Here is a 20,483-nt window from a genome sequence, read left to right as displayed (position 1 = left end):
GAGCATGGTTGTATTCATTTTACAAGTACTAGTTGGATTTTGGGCGATCTCTTCGTCTAAATTTTTTTGCCCTTATTTCCAGCCTCGCCATTGCACCCATCGCCCATGGAAATCGGCGCGGCCGATTTCCTGCTTCTCGCCGGTCGGCCAGATTTGCAGGGTAATGGCGGCACTGCCGGACGTCGCATCCGCCTCCATTTGCAGGCGGGCAAGCAGGGCCTCCAGCGTGGCACGGGTTCCGGCCTCGGCGATCAGTGCCTCGCCTGCCTGTTTCAAGGGATCGGGCAGATATTGCCAGGCGACGGTATGATAGACGACGTGGGCAGTACCCGGATATTGCGTGGCAAGGCGGCGTTTCAGCCAGTCTATGGCGTCGGCCTTTTCGACCTGCAGGCCGTTCTCCACCGCAATCCGCAACGCGGCGGCGATGCGCTCCAGACGGTCGGTCTGGTCGGCCCAGACATAGGACATCAGGCGCAGACGATCCTCGGCCGATGACGGATCGAGCGGATTGAGATCGCAGCCGGCGCGCTCGATAACCTCGATCCGCCCATGGGGTGGGGTATTGCCGCGCCATTCTGGTGACAGGATAACATCGGATTGTTCGCCCCAGGTGAGTTTGCCGAGGTGATATTGGTAACGGTCGAATTGCAGGTTGAGGCCGGCGCTGGCTCCCACTTCGGAAAGCACCAGCGGTTTGCCGGTCAATTCCGCAATCGAAAGAAAGCCCGGCAGCAGCACGGCGGAACGGCGAACCTCGTTGGTCTGCGGTGGTGATTTCAACCTTTCAAGGATGAAGGCGGAATGAAAACGCAGGGCGCTGGCGCAAGCCTGCCAGAGAGCCTCCTCGTCTTCCGGCGGGATATCGACAAGCGGCGCGATCTTTTCCTTGATGGCAAGCGCATGCAGGGCGCCCGCCAACCGCAGGGGAACGGAATCGCCTGAGGGGCCGACATCGCCGGGCCAGGATAAAATCCGCTCGCCCACCTCCGTCTGGCGGTCGAGCCTTGCTGCCACCGCGCGGCATAGCCGTGCGGTAAAGGGCGAGCCAAGGCTGTCGCAGGCTCTTGCCTGCACGAGAAACGCATTCCTTACGGCTTCGTCATGCATGCGCTCTCTCCCTTGCGGTGGTTTCAGGCGTCTTGCGGCCTGTCCTCCGGGTTGAACTGGCTGATGGTGGTCCAGCGTGCGGTAAGCGCCGGTTTTTTCTCGTTTTCGATTTCCACCGTCACGTCATAAGTCGTCATCAGCATGGCGGCCCCGCGAAAACGCGCTTCCGCCAGCGTGAAACGGCCACGCACCCGCGCGCCGCTTTTGACCGGCGTGACGAAACGGATGGCATCGAAGCCGTAATTGATGCCCATGGTCTGTTCGCGAATGCGGGGCAGGGCATCGTAATTCAGCGCCGAAAGCAGGGAGAGCGTCAGGAAGCCATGGGCGATGGTGCCGCCGAAGGGGCTTTCCGCTTTGGCGCGTTCCGGGTCGGTGTGGATGAACTGTTCGTCCAGCGTCGCTTTTGCGAAGGCATCAATCATCGTCTGGTCAACGGTGATCCAGTCGGAAACGCCCATTTCCGTGCCGACGCGATCCTTCATTTCCGCCAGCGCAATTTCTTTTGTCATGTTACCTCGTCCGCATTGTTTCCCGCGACTTATACGGCTCGTGACGCGAAGGGATCAACTGCGCAGATAAAACACCACCGAACGGGCGGGCAGGAAGGCGGGATTGCCGAAATCCGTACCTATGGCGCGCCAGCCATCACCCGGCAGGGTGAAGGGAACGATCTCGCGGCCGCGATTGATAAGAACGGCAAGCTCGGTATCCTCGCCGGTCTCCCGGTCCGGGGTGGAAAGCAGCATGGCGAAGGCCTGCGCATCCGGTCTTTCCCAATCTGCTGTCGTCATCGGTTCTCCGGCGGGGGCAAGCCATGTCACATCGTCCCTGCCGGAAAAGAAGCCCGTCTCAGAAAACACGCCGAAACGTTTGCGCAATGCGGCAAGAAAGGCCGTGTGGTCGATCAGTTCGGGGACAAGCGATGACCAGTCGACCCAGTTGATCTCATTGTCCTGGCAATAGGCATTGTTGTTGCCCTGCTGGCTGCGGCCGCCCTCGTCGCCCGCCGTCAGCATCAAGGCGCCGCGGCTGACGAAAAGCGTGGAAAGCAGCGCTTTCACATCCGCAAGCCGGGCGGCGACAATGGCGGGATCATCGGTCAGGCCTTCAAAACCGTTGTTCCAGGAATGGTTGTCATTGTGGCCGTCGCGATTGCTCTCGCCGTTCCTTTCATTGTGCTTGCGTTCATGGCTGACAAGATCGAACAGGGTAAAACCGTCATGGGCGGCAAGGAAATTGACACTGCGGCTTTTCGAGCGGCCATGGCGGGAAAAGACAGGCGAGGAACCGGATAGCGCATTGGCCAGCGCCCCGGTCGTGCCGGCATCACCACGCCAGAAACGGCGCATGTCGTCGCGGGCGCGATCGTTCCACTCGAGGAAGCTTTCAGGGAAATTGCCGAGCTGATATCCGCCGGGACCGATATCCCAGGGTTCGGCGATCAAGATCCGGTCGTAAAGCGCCGGGTCCGAATGCATGGCGGCCAGCGTCTCGCTCGCCATGTCGAAGCCGGCGGCCGTTCTTCCGAGCACGGGCGCGAGATCGAAACGGAAGCCGTCCACACCGGCATTCAGAACGAAATGCCTGAGGGAATCGACGATGAGCTGGCGAATACAGGGGTGATCGCAGGCAACCGTGTTGCCGGTTCCGGTATCGTTGACCAGCACGCCCGGTTTTCCCTGTGGGTGACGGAAGGCGGTGAGATTATCGAGCCCGCGCAACGACAGGATCGAGCCCTCGATATCGCTTTCACCCGTATGGTTGAAGACGAGATCGAGAATGACGCCGATGCCTTCCGCATGCAGCGCCGCAACCGTATCTCGCAATTCCCGCACGCCGCCGGGGCAGAGGCGCGGATCGAGCGCCATGAAGCCGACGGGATTATAACCCCAGGCATTGGAAAGGCCGAGAGGCGGCAGGTGGCGCTCGTCGATCCAAGCGGTGATCGGCATCAATTCCACCGCATCGACGCCGATTTTTTTCAGGTGTGCGAGAATGGCGGGATGGGCAAGTGCTGCGACGGTGCCTCTGATGTCTTTCGGCACCTCGGGATGCAACTGCGTGAAGGATTTGACGGCAAGCTCATAAATCAGCCCGCCTTCGGCAAAATGCGGCTGATGGCGCTTGACCGGCTCATATTGGGAAAGGACCGCCTTCGGCATGATCTCGCCGGTCTCCGCGCCAAAGGCGTAAAGCGCTGGATCGTGTCGGAAGGGGCGGTCGATCTCCGTGGCATAGGGATCGAGCAGCAGCTTTGCGGGATCGAACCAGAGGCCGTGTTCAGGGGCGTAAATGCCGTGAGCGCGAAAGCCGTATCGCGTGCCGAGGCCGACGTCGGCGACGATCAATCTGTGAATATCGTCTGCGCCGCGCACCATCGGCAGGCGCGCCGTTTCTTTTTCGCCGGTTTTATCAAAAAGGCAGAGATCGATCTGGGAGGCATGCCTGGAATAGACCGTGAATTCCGTTCCGTTTTCCATCTGGATTGCACCTTTGGGGAAAACGGAAGGTATCTGCATGGTCTGTCTCTCCGGGGAATGGTGTTTCTCTTCCAGAACGGAAAAGGGAGGCAAGGCCGAATGAGGGACGCTTTCAGCGCGTCCCTCATGAGCGGGTGACAAGCCCTTACGTAATAACGCTCGGGGCGTTGCGGCCGGTATGGGCCCTGATGCCGGCGATCGTATCGGCAACGGCAATCAGGTCGGAAAGCGCTTCCTGCGTTTCGATGCCATGACGGGCCGCATCCGCCTCGTAACGCTCGACATAAAGGCGAAGCGTCGCGCCCGCAGTACCGGTGCCGGAAAGGCGCAGCACGATGCGCGAACCGCCTTCGAAGAGGATGCGGATGCCCTGATTTTTGCTGACGGACTGATCGACCGGATCGTGATAGGCAAAATCATCCGCCGCCGCGACCTTCAGATTGCCGTAGCTGGTGCCCGGCAGCGTTGCGAGCTTTTCGCGCAGGGTGGCGACCAGCGTGTTCGCCGCATCTGAATCCACTTCCTCATAGTCGTGGCGCGAATAATAGTTGCGGCCATATTCGGCCCAGTGCCTGGTGACGATGTCTTTCACGCTTTCCTTGCGCGCGGCGACGATGTTCAGCCAGTAGAGCACAGCCCAGAGGCCATCCTTTTCGCGCACATGGTTGGAGCCGGTGCCGAAGCTCTCTTCGCCGCAGATCGTCACCTTGCCGGCGTCCATGAGGTTGCCGAAGAATTTCCAGCCGGTCGGCGTCTCATACATGCCAAGGCCGAGCTTTTCGGCGACACGGTCGGCTGCCGCACTTGTCGGCATGGAGCGGGCGATACCGGAAATGCCGGCCGCATAACCGGGGGCGAGTTTGGCATTGGCGGCGATGATGGCCAGACTGTCTGATGGCGTGACGAACATGCCCTTGCCGACGACCATGTTGCGGTCGCCATCGCCATCGGAAGCGGCGCCGAAATCGGGGCCTTCCGGGCTCATGACGTCGTCATAAAGCTCCTTGGCGTGGACAAGGTTCGGGTCGGGATGATGGCCGCCGAAATCCGGCAGCGGTGTGGCGTTGCGGACGGAACCCTTCGGTGCGCCGAGGCGCTTTTCGATGATTTCCACGGCATAAGGGCCAGTAACGGCACTCATGGAATCAACCACGACCTTGAAGCCGCCGGCGATAAGCGTGCGGATGGCGTCGAAATCGAACAGCTCTTCCATCAGGGCGGCATAATCGGCGACCGGATCGATCACCTCGACAGTCAGCTCGTCCACCTTGAAGCTGCCGATCTTGTCTAGATCGATATCGGCGGCATCCGAGATTTTGTAGCTGTCGATGACTTTCGAGCGGGCATAGATAGCGTCCGTGATCTTCTCAGGTGCGGGACCACCATTACCGATATTGTATTTGATGCCGAAATCTTCGGTCGGACCGCCGGGATTATGGCTGGCGGAAAGCACGATGCCGCCGAAGGCCTTGTATTTGCGGATGACGTTGGAGGCGGCGGGTGTGGAGAGAATGCCGCCCTGACCGACCAGAACCTTGCCGAAACCGGCAGCGGCGGCCATCTTGATCGCCTTCTGGATGACTTCGCGGTTGTAATAACGGCCGTCGCCACCAATCACCAGCGTCTGGCCCTCAAAGCCTTCGAGTGCGTCGAAGATCGACTGGATGAAGTTCTCCGCGTAATTTTCCTGGGCGAAGACCGGCACCTTCTTACGCAGGCCGGATGTGCCCGGCTTCTGGTCCTGATAGGGCGTCGTCTTGATGGTTTTGATCATTGTTTCAATGGCCTTTCGAAATAAGCTGGCTGTAAAGCGCGGCGTAGAGACCGGCGCTCTTTTCCCAGGAAACATCGGATTTCATTCCGAGTTTCTGCATTTGTGTCCACAGTTTCGGGTCGTGATAATAACGGACGGTCCGGCGGATCGCCTGTTTCAGACCATCAAGCGTGACGGGTGAAAATTGCACGCCTGTCGCCGATTTATTGGCGATGGCGGCATGGTTGGCGTCGATCACCGTATCGGCAAGGCCGCCGGTGCGGGCGACGACCGGAATGCAGCCATAACGCAGCGCGTAAAGCTGGGTGAGGCCGCAGGGTTCGAAACGCGAGGGAATGATGATCGCGTCGCAGCCCGCCTGCATGAGATGCGACAGGGGTTCGTTGTAACCGATGGCAACGCCGACGCGGCCATGGTGTCGGGATGCCGCCGCCAGAAGCGCGCCTTCCAGCGCCACATCGCCCGCGCCAAGCACCACGAGACGGCCGCCGAGCGAAACGATCTCATCCACGGCTTCCGCCATGAGGTCGATGCCCTTCTGCCAGGTGAGGCGGGAGATGACGCAGAACAGCGGGCTGTCATCATCATCGATGCGGAAATGTTCGGCGACCGCCTTCTTGTTCAGCGCGCGGTTCTTGAGATTGGCGGCCGAATAATTGTCGTGGATCAGATGGTCCGTTGCCGGGTTCCAGACATCGGCATCGATGCCGTTGACGATGCCGTGCAGCACATGGGCGCGGCTGCCGATGACGCCGTGCAGGCCCATGCCGAATTGCGGGGTGAGGATCTCCTCGGCATAGGACGGGCTGACGGTGCTGAGCGCCGTTGCCGTCTGCAGGCCGCCCTTCAGGAAGCTCACATCATTATAATATTCGATGCCTTCCATGCCGAAGGAATGCGGTGGCAGCGCCAGTTTGCTGAAGATATTGGCGCCGAACTGGCCCTGAAAGGCGATGTTGTGGATGGTGAGCAGGCTCGGAATCTCAGGCGTTTCGGCATAACGCATATAGACCGGCGCCATGGCGGCCTGCCAGTCATGGGCGTGCACGATATCCGGCCGCCAGCCGGGAAGCGCGCCGGCGGCAATACGGGCCGCCGCGAGCGACAGTGCCGCGAAGCGCTTCCAATTGTCTGGATAATCCTTGCCGGTCTGGTCGAGATAAGGGCCGCCGGAGCGCTCGTAATAGGCGGGCGCATCGAGAATGAGGAGATCGAGCCCCTCATGCCGCACTTCGAGCACATCGGCTTTTTCGCCGAGCAGATCGGTAAATTCCAGACATTTGACGGGGTCTGTCACGGCGGCTTTCACCGCCGGATATCCGGGTATCAATGTCCGCGTCCTGACGCCAAGGGCCTCGAGCGCGATGGGGAGCGCGCCGGCAACGTCGGCGAGCCCTCCGGTCTTGATCAGGGGATAGATTTCGGATGAAACCGAAAGGACATTCATGGGCTCTACAGGTCCAGCTTGTCGATCATCGATTGGGTGATAAGGCAGATGCCGTTTTCAGTGCGGCGGAAACGTTTGGCATCCAGTTCTGGGTCTTCTCCTACAATCAGTCCTTCCGGAATGACCACGCCATGGTCGATGACGACATTGCTGAGCTGGGCATGACGCCCGATCTTCACACTCGGCAGTACTACGGCATTCTCAAGGCGGGAGTATGAATTGGCGCGCACGCCGGTAAACAGGAGGCTGCGGGTGAGGGCCGCACCGGAAATGATGCAGTCCCCGGAAACAACCGAAGACACGGCCGAACCGCGGCGGTTCTCATCGTCATGCACGAATTTCGCCGGCGGGGTGATTTCCGCATAGGTCCAGATCGGCCAGGACTTGTCGTAGATATCGAGGTCAGGCACCACATCCGTGAGATCGATATTGGCCTGCCAGTAGGCATCGATGGTGCCCACGTCGCGCCAGTAAGGACCATGCTCGAAATCCGAGCGGACGCAGGAGTCTGCGAAGCGGTGGGCGACGGCTTTGCCGTGCTTTACGATATAGGGAATGATATCCTTGCCGAAGTCGCGGCTGGAGGTCGGATCGGCGGCGTCGCGGCGCAGCGCTTCCATCAGGAATTTCGTGTGGAAGACATAAATGCCCATGGAGGCGAGTGCGAAGCCTTCATTGCCGGGAATGCCTGGCGGATCGGCCGGCTTTTCGATGAAATCGATGATCTCGTCTTTTTCATTCACATGCATCACGCCGAAACCGGTCGCATCCATGCGCGGCACTTCAAGGCAGCCGATCGTCACGTCAGCGCCGGAATCGACATGCTGCTGCAGCATGTATTCGTAGTCCATCTTATAGATATGGTCGCCGGCGAGGATGACCATATATTCCGGCGCATAGGGCTCGATGATGTCGATATTCTGGTAAACCGCGTCGGCGGTGCCTTCATACCATTGCGTTTCGGAAACGCGCTGGGAGGCGGGAAGAATGTCGAAGCTCTCGTTCCGTTCAGGGCGGAAGAAGTCCCAGCCACGCTGCAGGTGGCGAATGAGGGAGTGCGCCTTGTATTGCGTGGCGACGCCGATGCGGCGAATGCCGGAATTGAGCGCGTTGGAAAGCGCAAAATCGATGATACGCGCCTTGCCGCCGAAATAGACGGCGGGTTTTGCCCGGCGGTCCGTCAGCTCCTTCAGGCGGCTGCCTCTGCCGCCTGCGAGGACATAGGCCATTGCATCACGCGCCAAAGGCTGAACTCTTTTTTCCGACATGGTGTCCTCCCTCTCTGTCTGTCAGTTTTCCGGTTCGAGCATGATCGTGGCAAGCGGCGGCAGGACGAGCATCGCCCCGATATCGCCGCCGGCATCGACCGCCTGAACGCGTCCGCCATTTCCCTTGCCGCTACCGCCATAAATTTCGGCATCGGTGTTGAGAATCTCCCGCCACCGCCCCGCCAGAGGCAGCGGCACATAATAATTTTCCCGATAGACCGGGGTGAGGTTGCAGATGACCGCCACCGGCTTTTCGCCGGGCGCCGTGCGCAGCCAGGCGAAGACGGAATTCTCGTGATCATCGACCACAAGCCAGCGGAAGCCGTCAGGTTCGCAGTCACGGGCGTGCAGGGCAGCTTTGGATCGATAGGTGAGGTTGAGATCGCGCACGAGGCGGCGCATGCCCTCATGCATCGGATATTGGCGCAGGTTCCAGTCGAGCGACCCCTTTTCGCTCCATTCGCTCCACTGTGCGAACTCCTGCCCCATGAACAGCAGCTTCTTGCCGGGATAACCCCACATGAAGCCGTAATAGGAGCGGAGATTGGCGAATTTCTGCCAGTCATCGCCGGACATCTTGGCGATCAGCGATCCCTTGCCGTGCACCACCTCGTCGTGGGAAAGCGGAAGCACGAAATTCTCGGTGAAGGCGTAAAGCAGGCCGAAGGTCAGTTCCTGATGGTGGAACTTGCGATGCACCGGCTCACGCGCGAAATAACTCAGCGTGTCGTGCATGAAGCCCATGTTCCATTTGAAGCCGAAACCGAGACCGCCCTCGTGGACGGGCTGGGATACTTTCGGCCAGGAGGTGGATTCCTCCGCGATCGTCATGACGCCGGGATGGGTGCCGTAGACGAGCGAATTCATCTTCTGCAGGAAGCGGACGGATTCGAGATTTTCGCGTCCGCCATATTCATTGGGGATCCACTCGCCTTCCTTGCGGGAATAATCGAGATAGAGCATCGAGGCGACCGCATCGACGCGCAGGCCGTCGAGATGGAATTTCTCGGCCCAATAAAGCGCGTTGTTGATGAGGTAGGACATGACCTCGATACGGCCGAAATTGTAGATCGCCGTGTTCCAGTCGGGGTGAAAACCCTGACGCGGATCGGCGTGCTCGTAAAGCGCGGTGCCGTCGAACCAGCGCAACCCGTGCTCATCGGTCGGAAAATGCGCCGGAACCCAGTCGAGAAGAACGCCGATACCGACCTTGTGCGCGCCATTGACGAAACGGGCAAAGCCCTCGGGATCGCCGAAACGGGCGGATGGCGCATAAAGGCCGGTCGTCTGGTAACCCCAGGAGGGATCATAGGGATGTTCGGTGATGGGCAGAAATTCGATATGGGTAAAACCCATATCCGTACAATAGGGAATGAGCTGGGCGGCGAGTTCATCCCAGCTGAGGAAGGTGCCGTCCTCGCGGCGCTGCCAGGAGCCGGCATGCACCTCATAGATGCTGATCGGTTGGCGGCGCTGGTCCACCTGCGCCCAATGTTCCCGGTGGGCCTGATCTTCCCATTTCTGCGTCAGTTCCGGCGCGGTGACGGAAGCGTTCTTCGGCCGCAATTCGGCGCGGCGGGCATAAGGGTCGGCCTTCAGGGGCAGAAGCTCGCCATTGGCGCCGAGGACTTCGAACTTGTAGGCGCAGCCGGCATAGACGTCAGGCGCGAAGATTTCCCAGATGCCGGTATCCTTGCGGAAGCGCATCACATGCCGGCGGCCATCCCAATTGTTGAAATCGCCGACGACGGAAACACGCCGCGCATTGGGCGCCCACACGGCGAAGTGAAAACCTTCGACGCCTTCGAGTTTCAGCGGATGCGCGCCCATCCTGTCGAAGAGCCTGAGATGCGATCCTTCACGGACGAAATAATCGTCCATGGGTCCGAGAACAGGGCCGAAGCTATAGGGGTCGGTCACCGCCCATTCGGCATCGTCGCGGCTGGCGCGGTACCGCACCGGCTGGCGCTTTGAAAGATCGATCCGGCCTTCGAAAAAACCATCAGGATCAAGCCGCTTCAATTCACCTACGAAATTTCCATCCAGCGTGAGGACGGAAACCTCCTCGGCGCCCGGAATGAAACAGCGGGCGGAAAACCCTTCCGGCGTCTCGTGAACGCCGAGAAGGGCAAAGGGATTGGAATGCAAACCGCTCTTGATCGCCTCGATTTCAGCCTTCGTGATTTCGCCAGTCTTTTTCTCTTCGGCCGAATTGAGCGGTTTTTTCATCAGGCTCTCCAGATCTCGGTGGCATATTGGCGGATCGTCCTGTCGGACGAGAACCAGCCCATACGCGCCGTGTTGCGCACTGCTTTGGTGTTCCAGCTATCCTGATCGCTCCAGATCGCGTCCACCTTGCGCTGTGCGTCGGCATAGGCGTCGAAATCGGCGGCGACCATGAACCAGTCGCTGTTGTATATGCCGTCGATGAGGGCAGAAAACCGCGAACGATCATCCGGTGAAAACACACCCGACGCGATGGACGACAGAGCCTGCGACAATTCCGCAGACCCTTCGATGATGGCACGCGGATTGTGGCCCTCGGCGCGAGCTCTGGCCACTTCTTCCGCCGTCATGCCGAAGATGACGATGTTCTCAGCGCCGACATGTTCGAGCATTTCCACATTCGCGCCATCGAGCGTGCCGATGGTCAGCGCACCGTTCAGCGCAAATTTCATGTTGCCGGTGCCGGAAGCTTCCATGCCGGCCGTCGAAATCTGTTCCGAAAGATCGGCGGCGGGAACCATGATTTCGGCAAGCGAGACGTTATAGTTCGGAACAAACACCACTTTGAGAAGCCCGCGCACGGCCGGATCGTTGTTGATGACCCGGGCAATATCGTTGGCAAGCTTGATGATCAGCTTCGCGTTGTGATAACTCGGCGCCGCCTTGCCTGCGAAGAACTTAACGCGCGGCACCCAATCCAGTTCCGGGTGGGAGCGGATCTGGTCGTAAAGGGCGACAGTCTCAACAAGGTTCAGAAGCTGGCGCTTATATTCGTGGATGCGCTTGATCTGGATGTCGAACATGGCCGAGGGATCGACGCGGATGCCCATGCGCTGCGCCACCGTATTGGCAAGCCGCACCTTGTTCAGACGCTTCACCTCGGCAAATTTCTCGCGGAAACCGGCATCGTCGGCGAAACGGTCGAGTGCCGTCAGCTTTTCCGCATCATCGAGGAAATCGTCGCCGATCGCTTCCCTGATCAATCCCGTCAGGCCGGGGTTGCACTGCATCAGCCAGCGGCGCGGCGTAATGCCGTTGGTCTTGTTGTTGATACGATCAGGATAAAGGCTGTGCAGGTCGGCAAAGACCGTTTCCTTCATCAGCTCGGTATGAAGTGCGGAAACGCCGTTGATGGAATGCGAGCCGATGAAGGCGAGGTTGCCCATGCGCACCCGGCGCTCGCCGCCTTCATCGATGAGAGAGATGGAACGGATCTGTTGATCCGCCATCTTCTTTTCCTTGCGGGCGAAGAGCAGCGTATTGGCGTTGATCGCGTAAACGATCTGCATGTGCCGGGGCAAAAGGCGCTCGAGCAACGGCACCGGCCAGCTTTCCAGCGCTTCCGGCAGAAGCGTGTGGTTGGTGTAGGAGAAGGTGCCCTGTGTAATCTTCCAGGCTTCGTCGAATTCAAGGCCATGGACATCGCAGAGCAGGCGCATCATTTCGCAGATGGAAATGGCCGGATGCGTGTCGTTAAGCTGGATCGAAACCTTGTCGGGCAGCGAGGTGAAATCCGGGTACTGCTGCAGATGGCGGCGCAGAATGTCCTGCAGCGAAGCGGAGGAGAAGAAGAACTCCTGCCGCAGGCGCAGTTCCTGACCGGCCGGCGTCGCATCGGCGGGGTAGAGAACCCGCGTCAGGCTTTCCGCCTTGTTGCTTTCGCGCAATGCGCCGATATGGTCGCCGGCATTGAAGGCGGCCAAAAGAATGGGATCTATCGGCTGCGCCGACCACAGGCGAAGCGTGTTGACGCGGGTACCGCGCCAGCCGACGACCGGCGTGTCGTAAGCCATGGCGATGACGCGTTCGGCCGGTTTCCAGACGAAGCGCTGCGGATCTTCATAACCGCCGATCGTCTCCACCGATCCGCCGAAGCCGATTTCATAGGAGCTTTCGCGGCGTTCGAATTCCCAGGGGTTGCCATGCGCCAGCCAGGTTTCCGGCAGTTCTACCTGCCAGCCATCCGCCATCTGCTGGCGGAAGAGGCCGTGCACGTAACGGATGCCATAGCCATAGGCGGGAATATCGACGGTCGCCATGGATTCCATGAAACAGGCGGCGAGACGGCCAAGGCCGCCATTGCCAAGGGCTGCATCCGGCTCCAGACCGGCGATGACGTCAAGATCGACGCCGAGCGAGGACAGCGCATCGCGGATTTCGTGCATCAGGCCGATATTGGAGATGGCGTCGCGCATCAGGCGACCGATCAGGAATTCGAGCGACAGGTAATAAACGCGCTTGGAATTGTTGTGATAGGCCTTGCGGGTGGATTCCATCCATTTGTCGATGATGCGGTCGCGCACGACGAGGATGGTTGCGGTCAGCCAGTCGTGCGGCTTGGCAACCTTGACGTCCTTGCCGATGCGGTAGGTGAGGCGTTCGATGATTTCCGACGCCATGATTTCCGGGTTGGAACTGCGCGGGGCGGGGCGGGGAAGATCGGCGGCGTTTAGATTATTGATCATTGGTCGGTCAGCACCTTGGTGGGAGGAGAGGGTCTGATGAGGTTGATCCGTGTTGCCTTTGCTGATGCCAGTTTATGCATCGATATGGAGGTGTGGCAACAGCATTTTTTGCGGAAAGTTGAACGGCTTAGGTTTATGAAAAATAAGAATTTTTCTTCCGCGTCCCAAGGATCGCCGAAGGCATTGCCGGCCCTTTATCCGCCGTTCCTGAAGAGGTTTGCGTGGTGGTCGCGATGCCGGGCATCGTTCAAAAAAGGGAGAGAGGCTGCAACACTTTTAAATGGTTCACCGGTCCTGAAATCTGTTTCGCTCTATTATCTTTACACACCAGACCGAAAACCGCGCATATGTTTCGGTCCGATGCTCTAAATCACACACTAGCCTTCGCGGCCGCAAAAATTCAATGAAAATAAATGGGTCGCCGCCACAGCCATGTTTGTCTCGCGTGGCGGCGGTGTGAAAACGGGGCAACACCGTCGTCGAAGACGATGTTTACGGCAGAAAAAAAGGCTCTGTCGTCATTTCCCCGGCGCGGATCGTCACGCGGGTATTCGGCGGAACGGCGCACCAGGGAGTGCAATCGAAGGAAAAGGGCTCCGAACTCAACGCGATGCCTTCTTCCAGACCGCGCCAGTAGAGCGTCGGCGGCTTGTCATCGCTCGACCAGCGGAAGGCGTGCACGCAATCGCCGTCCATCAGCACGGCGCTGAAGCGCAGGGCAGAGGAAACGCCCGCCGCGACCATCTTTTCCTGACAGAGACGAAGGGCGGTGGAAATTGCGCGCACGGGATCGGCATCAAGGCCAAGGCCGGCGGCGATGAGGAATATTGCTTCGCTGTCGCCGGTGCCGCGTCGGGATGCATAGATATCATCGGGGATAAGGGAGTCGATGTCGCGCCTGATCTGCTCGTAGCCGCCGATCTGGCCGTTATGCATGAAGAGATATTGGCCATGGGCAAAGGGGTGGCAATTGGCGCGGGATACTTCGCCTGAGGTGGCGGAGCGGACATGGGCCATGAACATGCCCGAGCGAAGCTGGTGGCAGAGTGCCGCGAGGTTGGCATCTGACCAGGCGGGCCTGGTATCACGAAAGACGCCGGGCGTTCCTCGGTCACCATACCAGCCAAGGCCGCAACCATCGCCATTGACGACGGTTTTCGCTTCCCTTGCGGCCATGGACTGGCTGACCAGTGATGCTTCCGGCTCGATCAGCAGGCTGTCGAGCCAGACGGGTTTACCGGAATAGGCAAAGAGGCGGCACATTCATGCGGCTCTGTCGAAAGCCTTGTTTCCGAGCGCGAAGCCGACGGCGGCCTTCGCGTGAATGGCGGTCGAATCGTAACCGGGCAGCGGCAGGGCGTCGGGGTCGATCAGCAGCGAAATTTCGGTGCAGCCGAGAATGACGGAATCGACGCCGAGTGCGCGAGCCTTGTCGATGACCGCGAGATAGCGTTCACGCGAGCAGGACTTGATCTCGCCCTGGCAGAGTTCGCCGAAGATGATGTCGTGGATCGCAGCCCGGTCTTCCGCATCGGGCACGACCACGTCGACGCCGTGGCGGCGCATGCGGTCGGTGTAGAAGCCGTGCTCCATCGTGTAGCGGGTGGCGAGCAGAAGCGGCTTGCGGCGTCCATCCGCCTTCAGGGCTGCTGCGGTTTCATCGATGATGTCGATCAGCGCCACGCCGGACATTTTCGCTACGGTGTCAGCGACAAGATGCATGGTGTTGGTGCAGATCAGCACGCAATCGGCGCCCGCATTGGCAAGGCGCGCACCGGCAGCGCCCAGAAGGGCGCCTGCCTCATCCCAGCGATCGGCCTTCTGGAGGGCGACGACCTCGGAAAAATCGAGCGAATGCATGACGATATCGGCCGAGACCAGGCCGCCGCGGCTGTCGCGCACGGCCTCATTGATCATGCGGTAATAGGTTGCGGTAGATTCCCAGCTCATGCCGCCGATCAGGCCGATCCGTTTCATAAGAGTTCCCTTATCAAGTTTGATTGAAGACAAGAATGCCATCACCGAAACGAAAACGGCATGCGTTTTTTAGAGGATTGCGCGGCAAGTATGCAAATGTAACGCGCCATATTAGATAATATCGCAAATTTCTTGCGCCGTTGCGTTAACCGGTGCATTCTTAACGGATGATTGACGACCGTGACCGCCGAATCCTTGCGATTCTCCAGGAGAATGCCGAGACCCCACTCGCGGATATCGCAGAGGAGGTTTCCCTGTCGCTATCGGCCTGTTCGCGCCGCATCACGCGGCTGCGAACGGAAGGTTATGTGACGGGCACGATGGCGCTGCTGGACCGACGGAAGATCAACCTGCCGACCACGGTTTTTCTGCTGGTGAGAACGGGCCTGCATGCGGAGGACTGGCTGGACCGGTTCCATGCCGCCGTCAGCACCATACCTGAGATCGTCGAGGTTCACCGGCTGACCGGCAATTTCGACTATATTCTGAAGCTGGTGCTGCCGAATGTCGAATATTACGACACGGTCTATAAACAGATCCTGCGCCGCGTGCAGCTTTACGACATGTCCGCCTATATCTCCATGGAGACGGTTAAGCTGTCGTCTTCGCTGCCGACGACGCATATCTGAGGGCTTATCGAGCCTTATCAGCGCGCCGCCTTGAAACGGACGCCAAAGCGGAAGCCTCTAGTCTCGCCGGGTTGCAGGGTAATCGCATCCGCGAGTTCCTGGTGGTTGAAGGCGTTGGTTGGTGTTTCCACGGGTTCAAGCGCGATGGAGTGCCGCCTGTCGCGGGCGAGCGTATCGCCGGTGAAGACATGCATGTGCCCACGCTCCTGCCATACCGTCAGGCTCGAACCATCGTGCCGGTTTTCGAGCCTCGTCTCGTAAAGCCCGTTTTCGGATGCGACCAGATCGGTGAAGCAGACATCAAGCACATGGCCGGCCAGCGGCGCATAGAGAAAGCGGGTGTCGTCCCGTTTGACTATCCCGCCCTGTGCGTCCCGAAGTGGGATCAGATCGTTGTCTGTTTCGATCGCCGTTCGCGAGGGCAGCGTGAGAAGAAGGTCGTCGATAGACGTCGTGCCGGGCAGGCGGAAATAGGGATGCCAGCCGGCGGCGAAAGGCAGGGGCCGGTCGTCGCGATTGATGCCGCGTATGTCGATGGTGACCTCATGGCCGGCGAAGCGATATTCCACCTCGATGGCGAGACGGTAGGGATAACCCTTGAAATCCGCAGGCGATATTTCAGTGCGGAAGATGAGGATGCGAGCGCCGTTTTCCTCAAGAGATTGCGCGAGGGCGAAGGGCAGGGCTCTGGCAAATCCGTGGAAGACGAGAGTTTCATGGGCAAGCACCGGTTCAATGCGGTGCGCCTGCCCGCCAAAACTGAATTGGCCATCCGGAATGCGATTGGTGAAGGGTGCGAGAATGCCGTTTCTCACGCCGTTTTGCGATTGCAGTTCGGCAGGCGTCGAATATCCGTCGACAAGATCTTCGCCTTCTCCGCCATCGGCAGAGATCGGCCGCCAGCTCAGAAGCGTCGCGCCCTCAAAAGCGATTTCGGCAATGAAACCGTTTCCGGAAACGGTCAGACCGGCAATCCCCGTGCCTGTCGTGGAAGTAGTCATCGGGAAATTGTCCTTTGCATGGATGCATCTGCGATGATCGGGGCAACTGCCGTGCCGATTCGCCCGATCATCTTCGCTGAAGGACAATTTCGCAATGGCTCGTGGGGGCTGTATCAACAGGCTCCTGCCATTTCATGCCCATCGGGCAATCAGTCCGGAAAGGTGCGTTTCGCGCCGCTGAAAAACTCCATCAGTGCGGCCTGATCCTCTCCGCCCAGCCCTGCCGCCGTCAGCATGCGGTGCACTTCGGCGCAAAGTGCCGTCAGCGGCATGGCCGTGTTGGTGCGCCGGGCGAGATCCTGCGCGCCGTTGAGGTCTTTCACCATATTGTCGATACGGCCGGTGCGGCGGTAATCCTTTGCCACGTAACGCGGCATATATTCCTGCAGGATGGCGCTATCGGCGCGGCCGCCCTTCAGCGCCTGCGGGATTTTGGCGGCATTGACGCCGGCATCCAGCGCAAGCTGTGTTGCTTCCGCCACCGCAAGGAAATTCAGCCCGCAGAGAACCTGATTGATGAGTTTCGTCGTCTGTCCCGCGCCGCAGGGTCCCATGTGGGTATAGTTGCTGGCCACATGCCGCAGCACGCGATGCGCATCGGCGACATCCTTTTCGCTGCCGCCGGCCATCAGCGTCAACTGGCCGACAAGCGCCTTGGGCGCACCGCCCGAAAGCGGGCTGTCCACCCAGCGCAGGCCCTTTTCCGCAGCATCGGCCGCCAGTTCCTTGGTCGCCTCCGGATCGATGGAGGACATGTCGATAATGAGCGTGCCGGGCTTCGCCCCCGCCGCCACGCCATCCTTGCCGAAGACGGCGATGCGAACGATTTTCGGCGAATTGAGGCTGAGGATGACCACGTCGGAAACCGAAGCCGCTTCCGCCGCCGTGCCGGCGCTCTGCGCGCCGAGGCTCGTCAGCGCCGCCACCTTTTCCGCATCCAGATCGAAAACCGTCAGCTGATTGCCGGTCTCGATGAGCCGTGTGCCGATCGCGCCGCCCATGGCGCCGGCGCCGATCAGCGCGACTTTGTTCTTCTCGGTCATGGTGTTCACGGCCTCCTCCCAAAGTGTCGTGGTGTCATCGGTTCAAAACCGGGTGGCGGCAGCAGCCGGCCATCCGGTTTTAGCGTCTTTAAAGCGAAGCGGTGATGCCGCCGTCGACGTAGAGAATATGTCCGTTCACGAAGGACGAGGCATCGGACGACAGGAAGATGCAGGCGCCGACAAGCTCTTCGACCTTGCCCCAGCGACCGGCCGGCGTGCGCTTTTCAAGCCATGCCGAAAAGGTGGGATCGGCAACCAGAGCCGCATTGAGCGGCGTATCGAAATAGCCGGGCGCAATGGCGTTGCATTGCAGGCCGTATTTGGCCCAGTCCGTCGCCATGCCTTTCGTCAGATTGCCGACGGCGCCCTTGGTGGCGGTGTAGGGCGCGATGCCGGGGCGGGCAAGGGCGGTCTGAACGCTGGCGATGTTGATGATCTTGCCACGGCCACGGCTGATCATGTGGCGCGCGGCAGCCTGTCCGGCGTGGAACACCGAGGCGATGTTGGTCTGCAGCAGGCGCTCGAAGGCATCCGCCGGAAAATCCTCGAGCGGGGTGCGGTGCTGCATGCCGGCATTGTTGACCAGAATATCGATGGGGCCGACCTCCGCTTCGAAACGGTCGATGGCCTCGCGCACCGCGCCATGATCGGTGGCGTCGAAGGCAAGTGTTTTCGCACCCTTGATGCCAGCGGCGGCGGCCTTCAGCTTCGCTTCATCGCGCCCGTTCAGCACCACTTCCGCTCCGGCTTCCGCCAGCCCCTGCGCCAGCGCGAAGCCGATGCCCTGGGACGAACCCGTGATCAGGGCGCGGCGGCCGGAAAGATCGAACAAATTAAGGCCCACTGTTTCCTCCAGTCTCTCGACATTGCATTCATACCGGTTTATGTTATCGATAACATTCATCCCTTTCAGACGTGGATGTCAAGGCTTAAACGCCCGGTTTCGGTACGGATCGGGCGGGCGGGGAGGCTGCACGGCGTGCAAATGCACGGCAGGCGGCGGTGATAGGGATGCGGATTATTTGTCGTGCTGCTCAGGCGCGATGTCGAACGGGAGATATTTATGAGAGCGATTGTTGCCCATGGGGCCAAGGATGTGCGCATCGAGGAACGGCCCGAGGAAGCGCCGGGAGCGGGAGAGGTGCGGCTTCGTCTGGTCCGGGGCGGAATTTGCGGCAGCGATCTGCATTATTACAATCACGGAGGCTTCGGCGCGGTGCGGCTTCGTGAGCCGATGGTGCTGGGCCATGAGGTCTCGGCCGTCATCGAAGAACTGGGCGAGGGCGTCGAAGGGTTGAAGGTCGGCGGTCTGGTCGCCGTTTCGCCGTCCCGTCCCTGCAGAACCTGCCGCTTCTGCCAGGAAGGCCTGCACAACCAGTGCCTCAACATGCGCTTTTATGGCAGCGCCATGCCTTTTCCGCATATTCAGGGTGCGTTCCGTGAGGTTCTGGTGGCGGACGCCCTGCAATGCGTGCCGGCCGATGGCCTGAGCGCCGGCGAGGCCGCCATGGCCGAGCCGCTCGCGGTGACGCTGCATGCCACCCGCCGCGCCGGTGATTTGCTGGGAAAACGTGTGCTTGTCACGGGTTGTGGCCCGATCGGAATCCTCTCCATTCTGGCCGCGCGCCGTGCCGGCGCGGCTGAAATCGTCGCCACCGATCTTTCCGATTTCACGCTCGCCAAGGCGCGTGAGGCGGGTGCGGACCGTGTCATCAACAGCAAGGATGAGCCCGACGCGCTTGCCGCCTATGGGGCAAACAAGGGAACTTTCGATGTTCTCTATGAATGCTCGGGTGCCGCCGTGGCGCTTGCCGGTGGTATTACGGCGCTTCGTCCGCGCGGCATCATCGTCCAGCTCGGTCTTGGCGGCGATATGAACCTGCCGATGATGGCGATCACCGCCAAGGAACTGGATTTGCGCGGTTCTTTCCGCTTCCATGAGGAATTCGCCACTGGTGTGGAATTGATGCGCAAGGGCCTGATTGACGTCAAGCCGTTCATCACCCAGACCGTCGATCTCGACGACGCTATCTCGGCCTTCGAATTCGCCTCCGACCGCAGTCGCGCCATGAAGGTGCAGATCGCTTTTTCGTAAGCGCTTTTGCCGCACGGGGAATGTGCGGACGTTTCGATCGGCGGCGGATCTTTCCGCCGCCGATTTTTTATGGGTGGATTTTTGCCCGCGGCGGCCTGCAGCTATGTTATCGATATCATCGGCTGCTTTGGAGTGCGTTATTCCAGCTCAAGGCCGGAATGACGGAGAGAGGGTGACGAACCCGAGCAAACGCCCAGTCTGTCATAAAGCCCCAACACGACTGCCGCATATTTTGCCCCGGGCGCGCCCACGAACATCTTCACCGATGTCGTCTCTGCCCATTTGCACATTTTGACGCAGGTCAAAAAGGTGATTTGCCGCCTGTCTTTTTTTGCGTTATCGAAATTTCAGAAATTACTGAAAATTCAGGAAACAAAGAAATGCCAACCAATCTCTCCCCGCTCGTTCAGTCCTTCGTGCTGCATTTCGGTGAGATGGGTAGCCGCTGGGGCATCAACCGCACTGTCGGCCAAGTCTATGCTTTGCTTTACATTTCGCCGCAGCCGTTGTGTGCGGACGATATTGTGGAGGCGCTTGGCATTTCCCGTTCCAACGTGTCAATGAGCCTGAAGGAGCTGCAGGCGTGGAACCTTGCAATTCTCAAGCATTTTCCCGGCGACCGGCGCGATTTTTTCACGACGCCTGACGATGTCTGGCAGATTCTCCGCACCCTTGCCGAGGAGCGCAAGAAGCGCGAGATCGATCCGACGCTCAGCGTGCTGCGTGAAATTCTGATGGAGACGCCGGAAAACGAAGATGAGCGGCATGCGCAAAAGCGCATCGACGAGATGAAGACGCTGATCGAGCAGCTCACCGGCTGGTATGACGATGTGAAGCGGCTGGAGACGGAAAGGCTGGCGTCGCTTCTCGCGCTCGGTTCGAAGGTCACGAAGCTGCTGGAGGCCAAGGACAAGATCGTCTCCCTTGCCAGACCCCGTGGCGCGAAGAAGGACGGGTGAGGAGAG

17 protein-coding genes are annotated in these 20,483 nt (G+C 59.8%); 4 read left to right on the top strand and 13 right to left on the bottom strand.

Annotated elements, in window-relative coordinates:
- Positions 1-72: 72 nt before the first annotated feature.
- The 8 genes from DA915_RS26370 to DA915_RS26335 all read right to left on the bottom strand — a co-directional run bounded on the left by DA915_RS26370 (position 73) and on the right by DA915_RS26335 (position 12,773).
- Positions 73-1,110: a DUF2332 domain-containing protein gene (locus DA915_RS26370; RefSeq protein ID WP_107677758.1), complete on the bottom strand. Its 1,038-nt coding sequence runs from the start codon at positions 1,108-1,110 to the stop codon at positions 73-75.
- Between the two features lie 23 nt (positions 1,111-1,133).
- Positions 1,134-1,622, bottom strand: coding sequence for a MaoC family dehydratase (locus DA915_RS26365; protein ID WP_020010027.1), 489 nt, complete (start codon positions 1,620-1,622; stop codon positions 1,134-1,136).
- Positions 1,623-1,676: 54 nt separating this feature from the next.
- A complete protein-coding gene (gene glgX, locus DA915_RS26360) occupies positions 1,677-3,632 on the bottom strand; it encodes a glycogen debranching protein GlgX (RefSeq protein ID WP_107677757.1) in 1,956 nt (651 codons plus the stop codon).
- Positions 3,633-3,738: 106 nt separating this feature from the next.
- Complete coding sequence (locus tag DA915_RS26355; protein ID WP_003508565.1) at positions 3,739-5,367, bottom strand: alpha-D-glucose phosphate-specific phosphoglucomutase; 1,629 nt, start codon at positions 5,365-5,367, stop codon at positions 3,739-3,741.
- A 4-nt stretch (positions 5,368-5,371) separates the two neighbouring features.
- Positions 5,372-6,814, bottom strand: a complete 1,443-nt coding sequence (gene glgA / locus DA915_RS26350; protein ID WP_080867082.1) for a glycogen synthase GlgA — start codon at positions 6,812-6,814, stop codon at positions 5,372-5,374.
- A 5-nt stretch (positions 6,815-6,819) separates the two neighbouring features.
- Complete coding sequence (gene glgC, locus DA915_RS26345) at positions 6,820-8,082, bottom strand: glucose-1-phosphate adenylyltransferase (protein WP_003508574.1); 1,263 nt, start codon at positions 8,080-8,082, stop codon at positions 6,820-6,822.
- 21 nt (positions 8,083-8,103) lie between these two features.
- The gene (gene glgB, locus DA915_RS26340; RefSeq protein ID WP_003508576.1) at positions 8,104-10,311 is read right to left on the bottom strand and encodes a 1,4-alpha-glucan branching protein GlgB; all 2,208 of its coding nucleotides are present in this window, start codon (positions 10,309-10,311) and stop codon (positions 8,104-8,106) included.
- Positions 10,311-12,773 carry a glycogen/starch/alpha-glucan phosphorylase gene (locus DA915_RS26335; RefSeq protein ID WP_003508578.1) on the bottom strand — a complete coding sequence of 821 codons (2,463 nt, stop codon included), beginning with the start codon at positions 12,771-12,773 and terminating at the stop codon, positions 10,311-10,313. Before DA915_RS26335 ends, glgB begins: the two co-directional genes overlap by 1 nt.
- Before the next feature lie 36 nt (positions 12,774-12,809).
- On the opposite strand from DA915_RS26335, the gene DA915_RS26330 reads away from it, so the two are divergent.
- Entirely contained in the window at positions 12,810-13,142 is a 333-nt protein-coding gene (locus DA915_RS26330) for a hypothetical protein (RefSeq protein ID WP_244600790.1), read from the top strand.
- Positions 13,143-13,265: 123 nt separating this feature from the next.
- Here DA915_RS26330 and DA915_RS26325 read toward each other — a convergent pair whose 3' ends face one another.
- Together DA915_RS26325 and DA915_RS26320 are read right to left on the bottom strand one after the other, a co-directional pair.
- Positions 13,266-14,036 carry a class II glutamine amidotransferase gene (locus tag DA915_RS26325; RefSeq protein WP_107677756.1) on the bottom strand — a complete coding sequence of 257 codons (771 nt, stop codon included), beginning with the start codon at positions 14,034-14,036 and terminating at the stop codon, positions 13,266-13,268.
- Positions 14,037-14,750: an aspartate/glutamate racemase family protein gene (locus tag DA915_RS26320; RefSeq protein WP_003508582.1), complete on the bottom strand. Its 714-nt coding sequence runs from the start codon at positions 14,748-14,750 to the stop codon at positions 14,037-14,039.
- Positions 14,751-14,917: 167 nt separating this feature from the next.
- On the opposite strand from DA915_RS26320, the gene DA915_RS26315 reads away from it, so the two are divergent.
- Positions 14,918-15,379: an Lrp/AsnC family transcriptional regulator gene (locus DA915_RS26315; RefSeq protein ID WP_003508584.1), complete on the top strand. Its 462-nt coding sequence runs from the start codon at positions 14,918-14,920 to the stop codon at positions 15,377-15,379.
- A gap of 17 nt (positions 15,380-15,396) precedes the next feature.
- Here the strand turns inward: DA915_RS26315 and DA915_RS26310 are convergent, their stop codons facing one another.
- The 3 genes from DA915_RS26310 to DA915_RS26300 all read right to left on the bottom strand — a co-directional run bounded on the left by DA915_RS26310 (position 15,397) and on the right by DA915_RS26300 (position 18,267).
- Entirely contained in the window at positions 15,397-16,380 is a 984-nt protein-coding gene (locus tag DA915_RS26310) for an aldose 1-epimerase (RefSeq protein ID WP_035213320.1), read from the bottom strand.
- A gap of 149 nt (positions 16,381-16,529) precedes the next feature.
- Entirely contained in the window at positions 16,530-17,423 is an 894-nt protein-coding gene (locus DA915_RS26305) for an NAD(P)-dependent oxidoreductase (protein ID WP_035213322.1), read from the bottom strand.
- Positions 17,424-17,511: 88 nt separating this feature from the next.
- Positions 17,512-18,267 (bottom strand): SDR family oxidoreductase, encoded by a 756-nt coding sequence (locus tag DA915_RS26300; protein ID WP_107677826.1) that lies wholly within the window; start codon positions 18,265-18,267, stop codon positions 17,512-17,514.
- Positions 18,268-18,486: 219 nt separating this feature from the next.
- Between DA915_RS26300 and DA915_RS26295 the strand changes: the two genes are divergently transcribed.
- Both DA915_RS26295 and DA915_RS26290 read left to right on the top strand, forming a co-directional pair.
- Positions 18,487-19,518 (top strand): L-idonate 5-dehydrogenase, encoded by a 1,032-nt coding sequence (locus tag DA915_RS26295; protein WP_003508592.1) that lies wholly within the window; start codon positions 18,487-18,489, stop codon positions 19,516-19,518.
- 380 nt (positions 19,519-19,898) lie between these two features.
- A complete protein-coding gene (locus DA915_RS26290) occupies positions 19,899-20,477 on the top strand; it encodes a GbsR/MarR family transcriptional regulator (RefSeq protein WP_003508593.1) in 579 nt (192 codons plus the stop codon).
- Positions 20,478-20,483 lie beyond the last annotated feature (6 nt).

It is taken from the genome of Agrobacterium sp. LAD9 (assembly GCF_003031125.1).
Classification (GTDB): Bacteria; Pseudomonadota; Alphaproteobacteria; order Rhizobiales; family Rhizobiaceae; genus Agrobacterium; species Agrobacterium radiobacter.
This window is presented reverse-complemented; position numbering and strand designations above follow the sequence as displayed.

What these genes read in the sequence shown, in the direction of transcription:
- DA915_RS26370 (WP_107677758.1), bottom strand. Translation starts at nt 1,110, where the DNA reads ATGCATGACGAAGCCGTAAGGAATGCGTTTCTCGTGCAGGCAAGAGCC.
- DA915_RS26365 (WP_020010027.1), bottom strand. Translation starts at nt 1,622, where the DNA reads ATGACAAAAGAAATTGCGCTGGCGGAAATGAAGGATCGCGTCGGCACG.
- glgX (WP_107677757.1), bottom strand. Translation starts at nt 3,632, where the DNA reads ATGCAGATACCTTCCGTTTTCCCCAAAGGTGCAATCCAGATGGAAAAC.
- DA915_RS26355 (WP_003508565.1), bottom strand. Translation starts at nt 5,367, where the DNA reads ATGATCAAAACCATCAAGACGACGCCCTATCAGGACCAGAAGCCGGGC.
- glgA (WP_080867082.1), bottom strand. Translation starts at nt 6,814, where the DNA reads ATGAATGTCCTTTCGGTTTCATCCGAAATCTATCCCCTGATCAAGACC.
- glgC (WP_003508574.1), bottom strand. Translation starts at nt 8,082, where the DNA reads ATGTCGGAAAAAAGAGTTCAGCCTTTGGCGCGTGATGCAATGGCCTAT.
- glgB (WP_003508576.1), bottom strand. Translation starts at nt 10,311, where the DNA reads ATGAAAAAACCGCTCAATTCGGCCGAAGAGAAAAAGACTGGCGAAATC.
- DA915_RS26335 (WP_003508578.1), bottom strand. Translation starts at nt 12,773, where the DNA reads ATGATCAATAATCTAAACGCCGCCGATCTTCCCCGCCCCGCCCCGCGC.
- DA915_RS26330 (WP_244600790.1), top strand. Translation starts at nt 12,810, where the DNA reads ATGAGGTTGATCCGTGTTGCCTTTGCTGATGCCAGTTTATGCATCGAT.
- DA915_RS26325 (WP_107677756.1), bottom strand. Translation starts at nt 14,036, where the DNA reads ATGTGCCGCCTCTTTGCCTATTCCGGTAAACCCGTCTGGCTCGACAGC.
- DA915_RS26320 (WP_003508582.1), bottom strand. Translation starts at nt 14,750, where the DNA reads ATGAAACGGATCGGCCTGATCGGCGGCATGAGCTGGGAATCTACCGCA.
- DA915_RS26315 (WP_003508584.1), top strand. Translation starts at nt 14,918, where the DNA reads ATGATTGACGACCGTGACCGCCGAATCCTTGCGATTCTCCAGGAGAAT.
- DA915_RS26310 (WP_035213320.1), bottom strand. Translation starts at nt 16,380, where the DNA reads ATGACTACTTCCACGACAGGCACGGGGATTGCCGGTCTGACCGTTTCC.
- DA915_RS26305 (WP_035213322.1), bottom strand. Translation starts at nt 17,423, where the DNA reads ATGACCGAGAAGAACAAAGTCGCGCTGATCGGCGCCGGCGCCATGGGC.
- DA915_RS26295 (WP_003508592.1), top strand. Translation starts at nt 18,487, where the DNA reads ATGAGAGCGATTGTTGCCCATGGGGCCAAGGATGTGCGCATCGAGGAA.
- DA915_RS26290 (WP_003508593.1), top strand. Translation starts at nt 19,899, where the DNA reads ATGCCAACCAATCTCTCCCCGCTCGTTCAGTCCTTCGTGCTGCATTTC.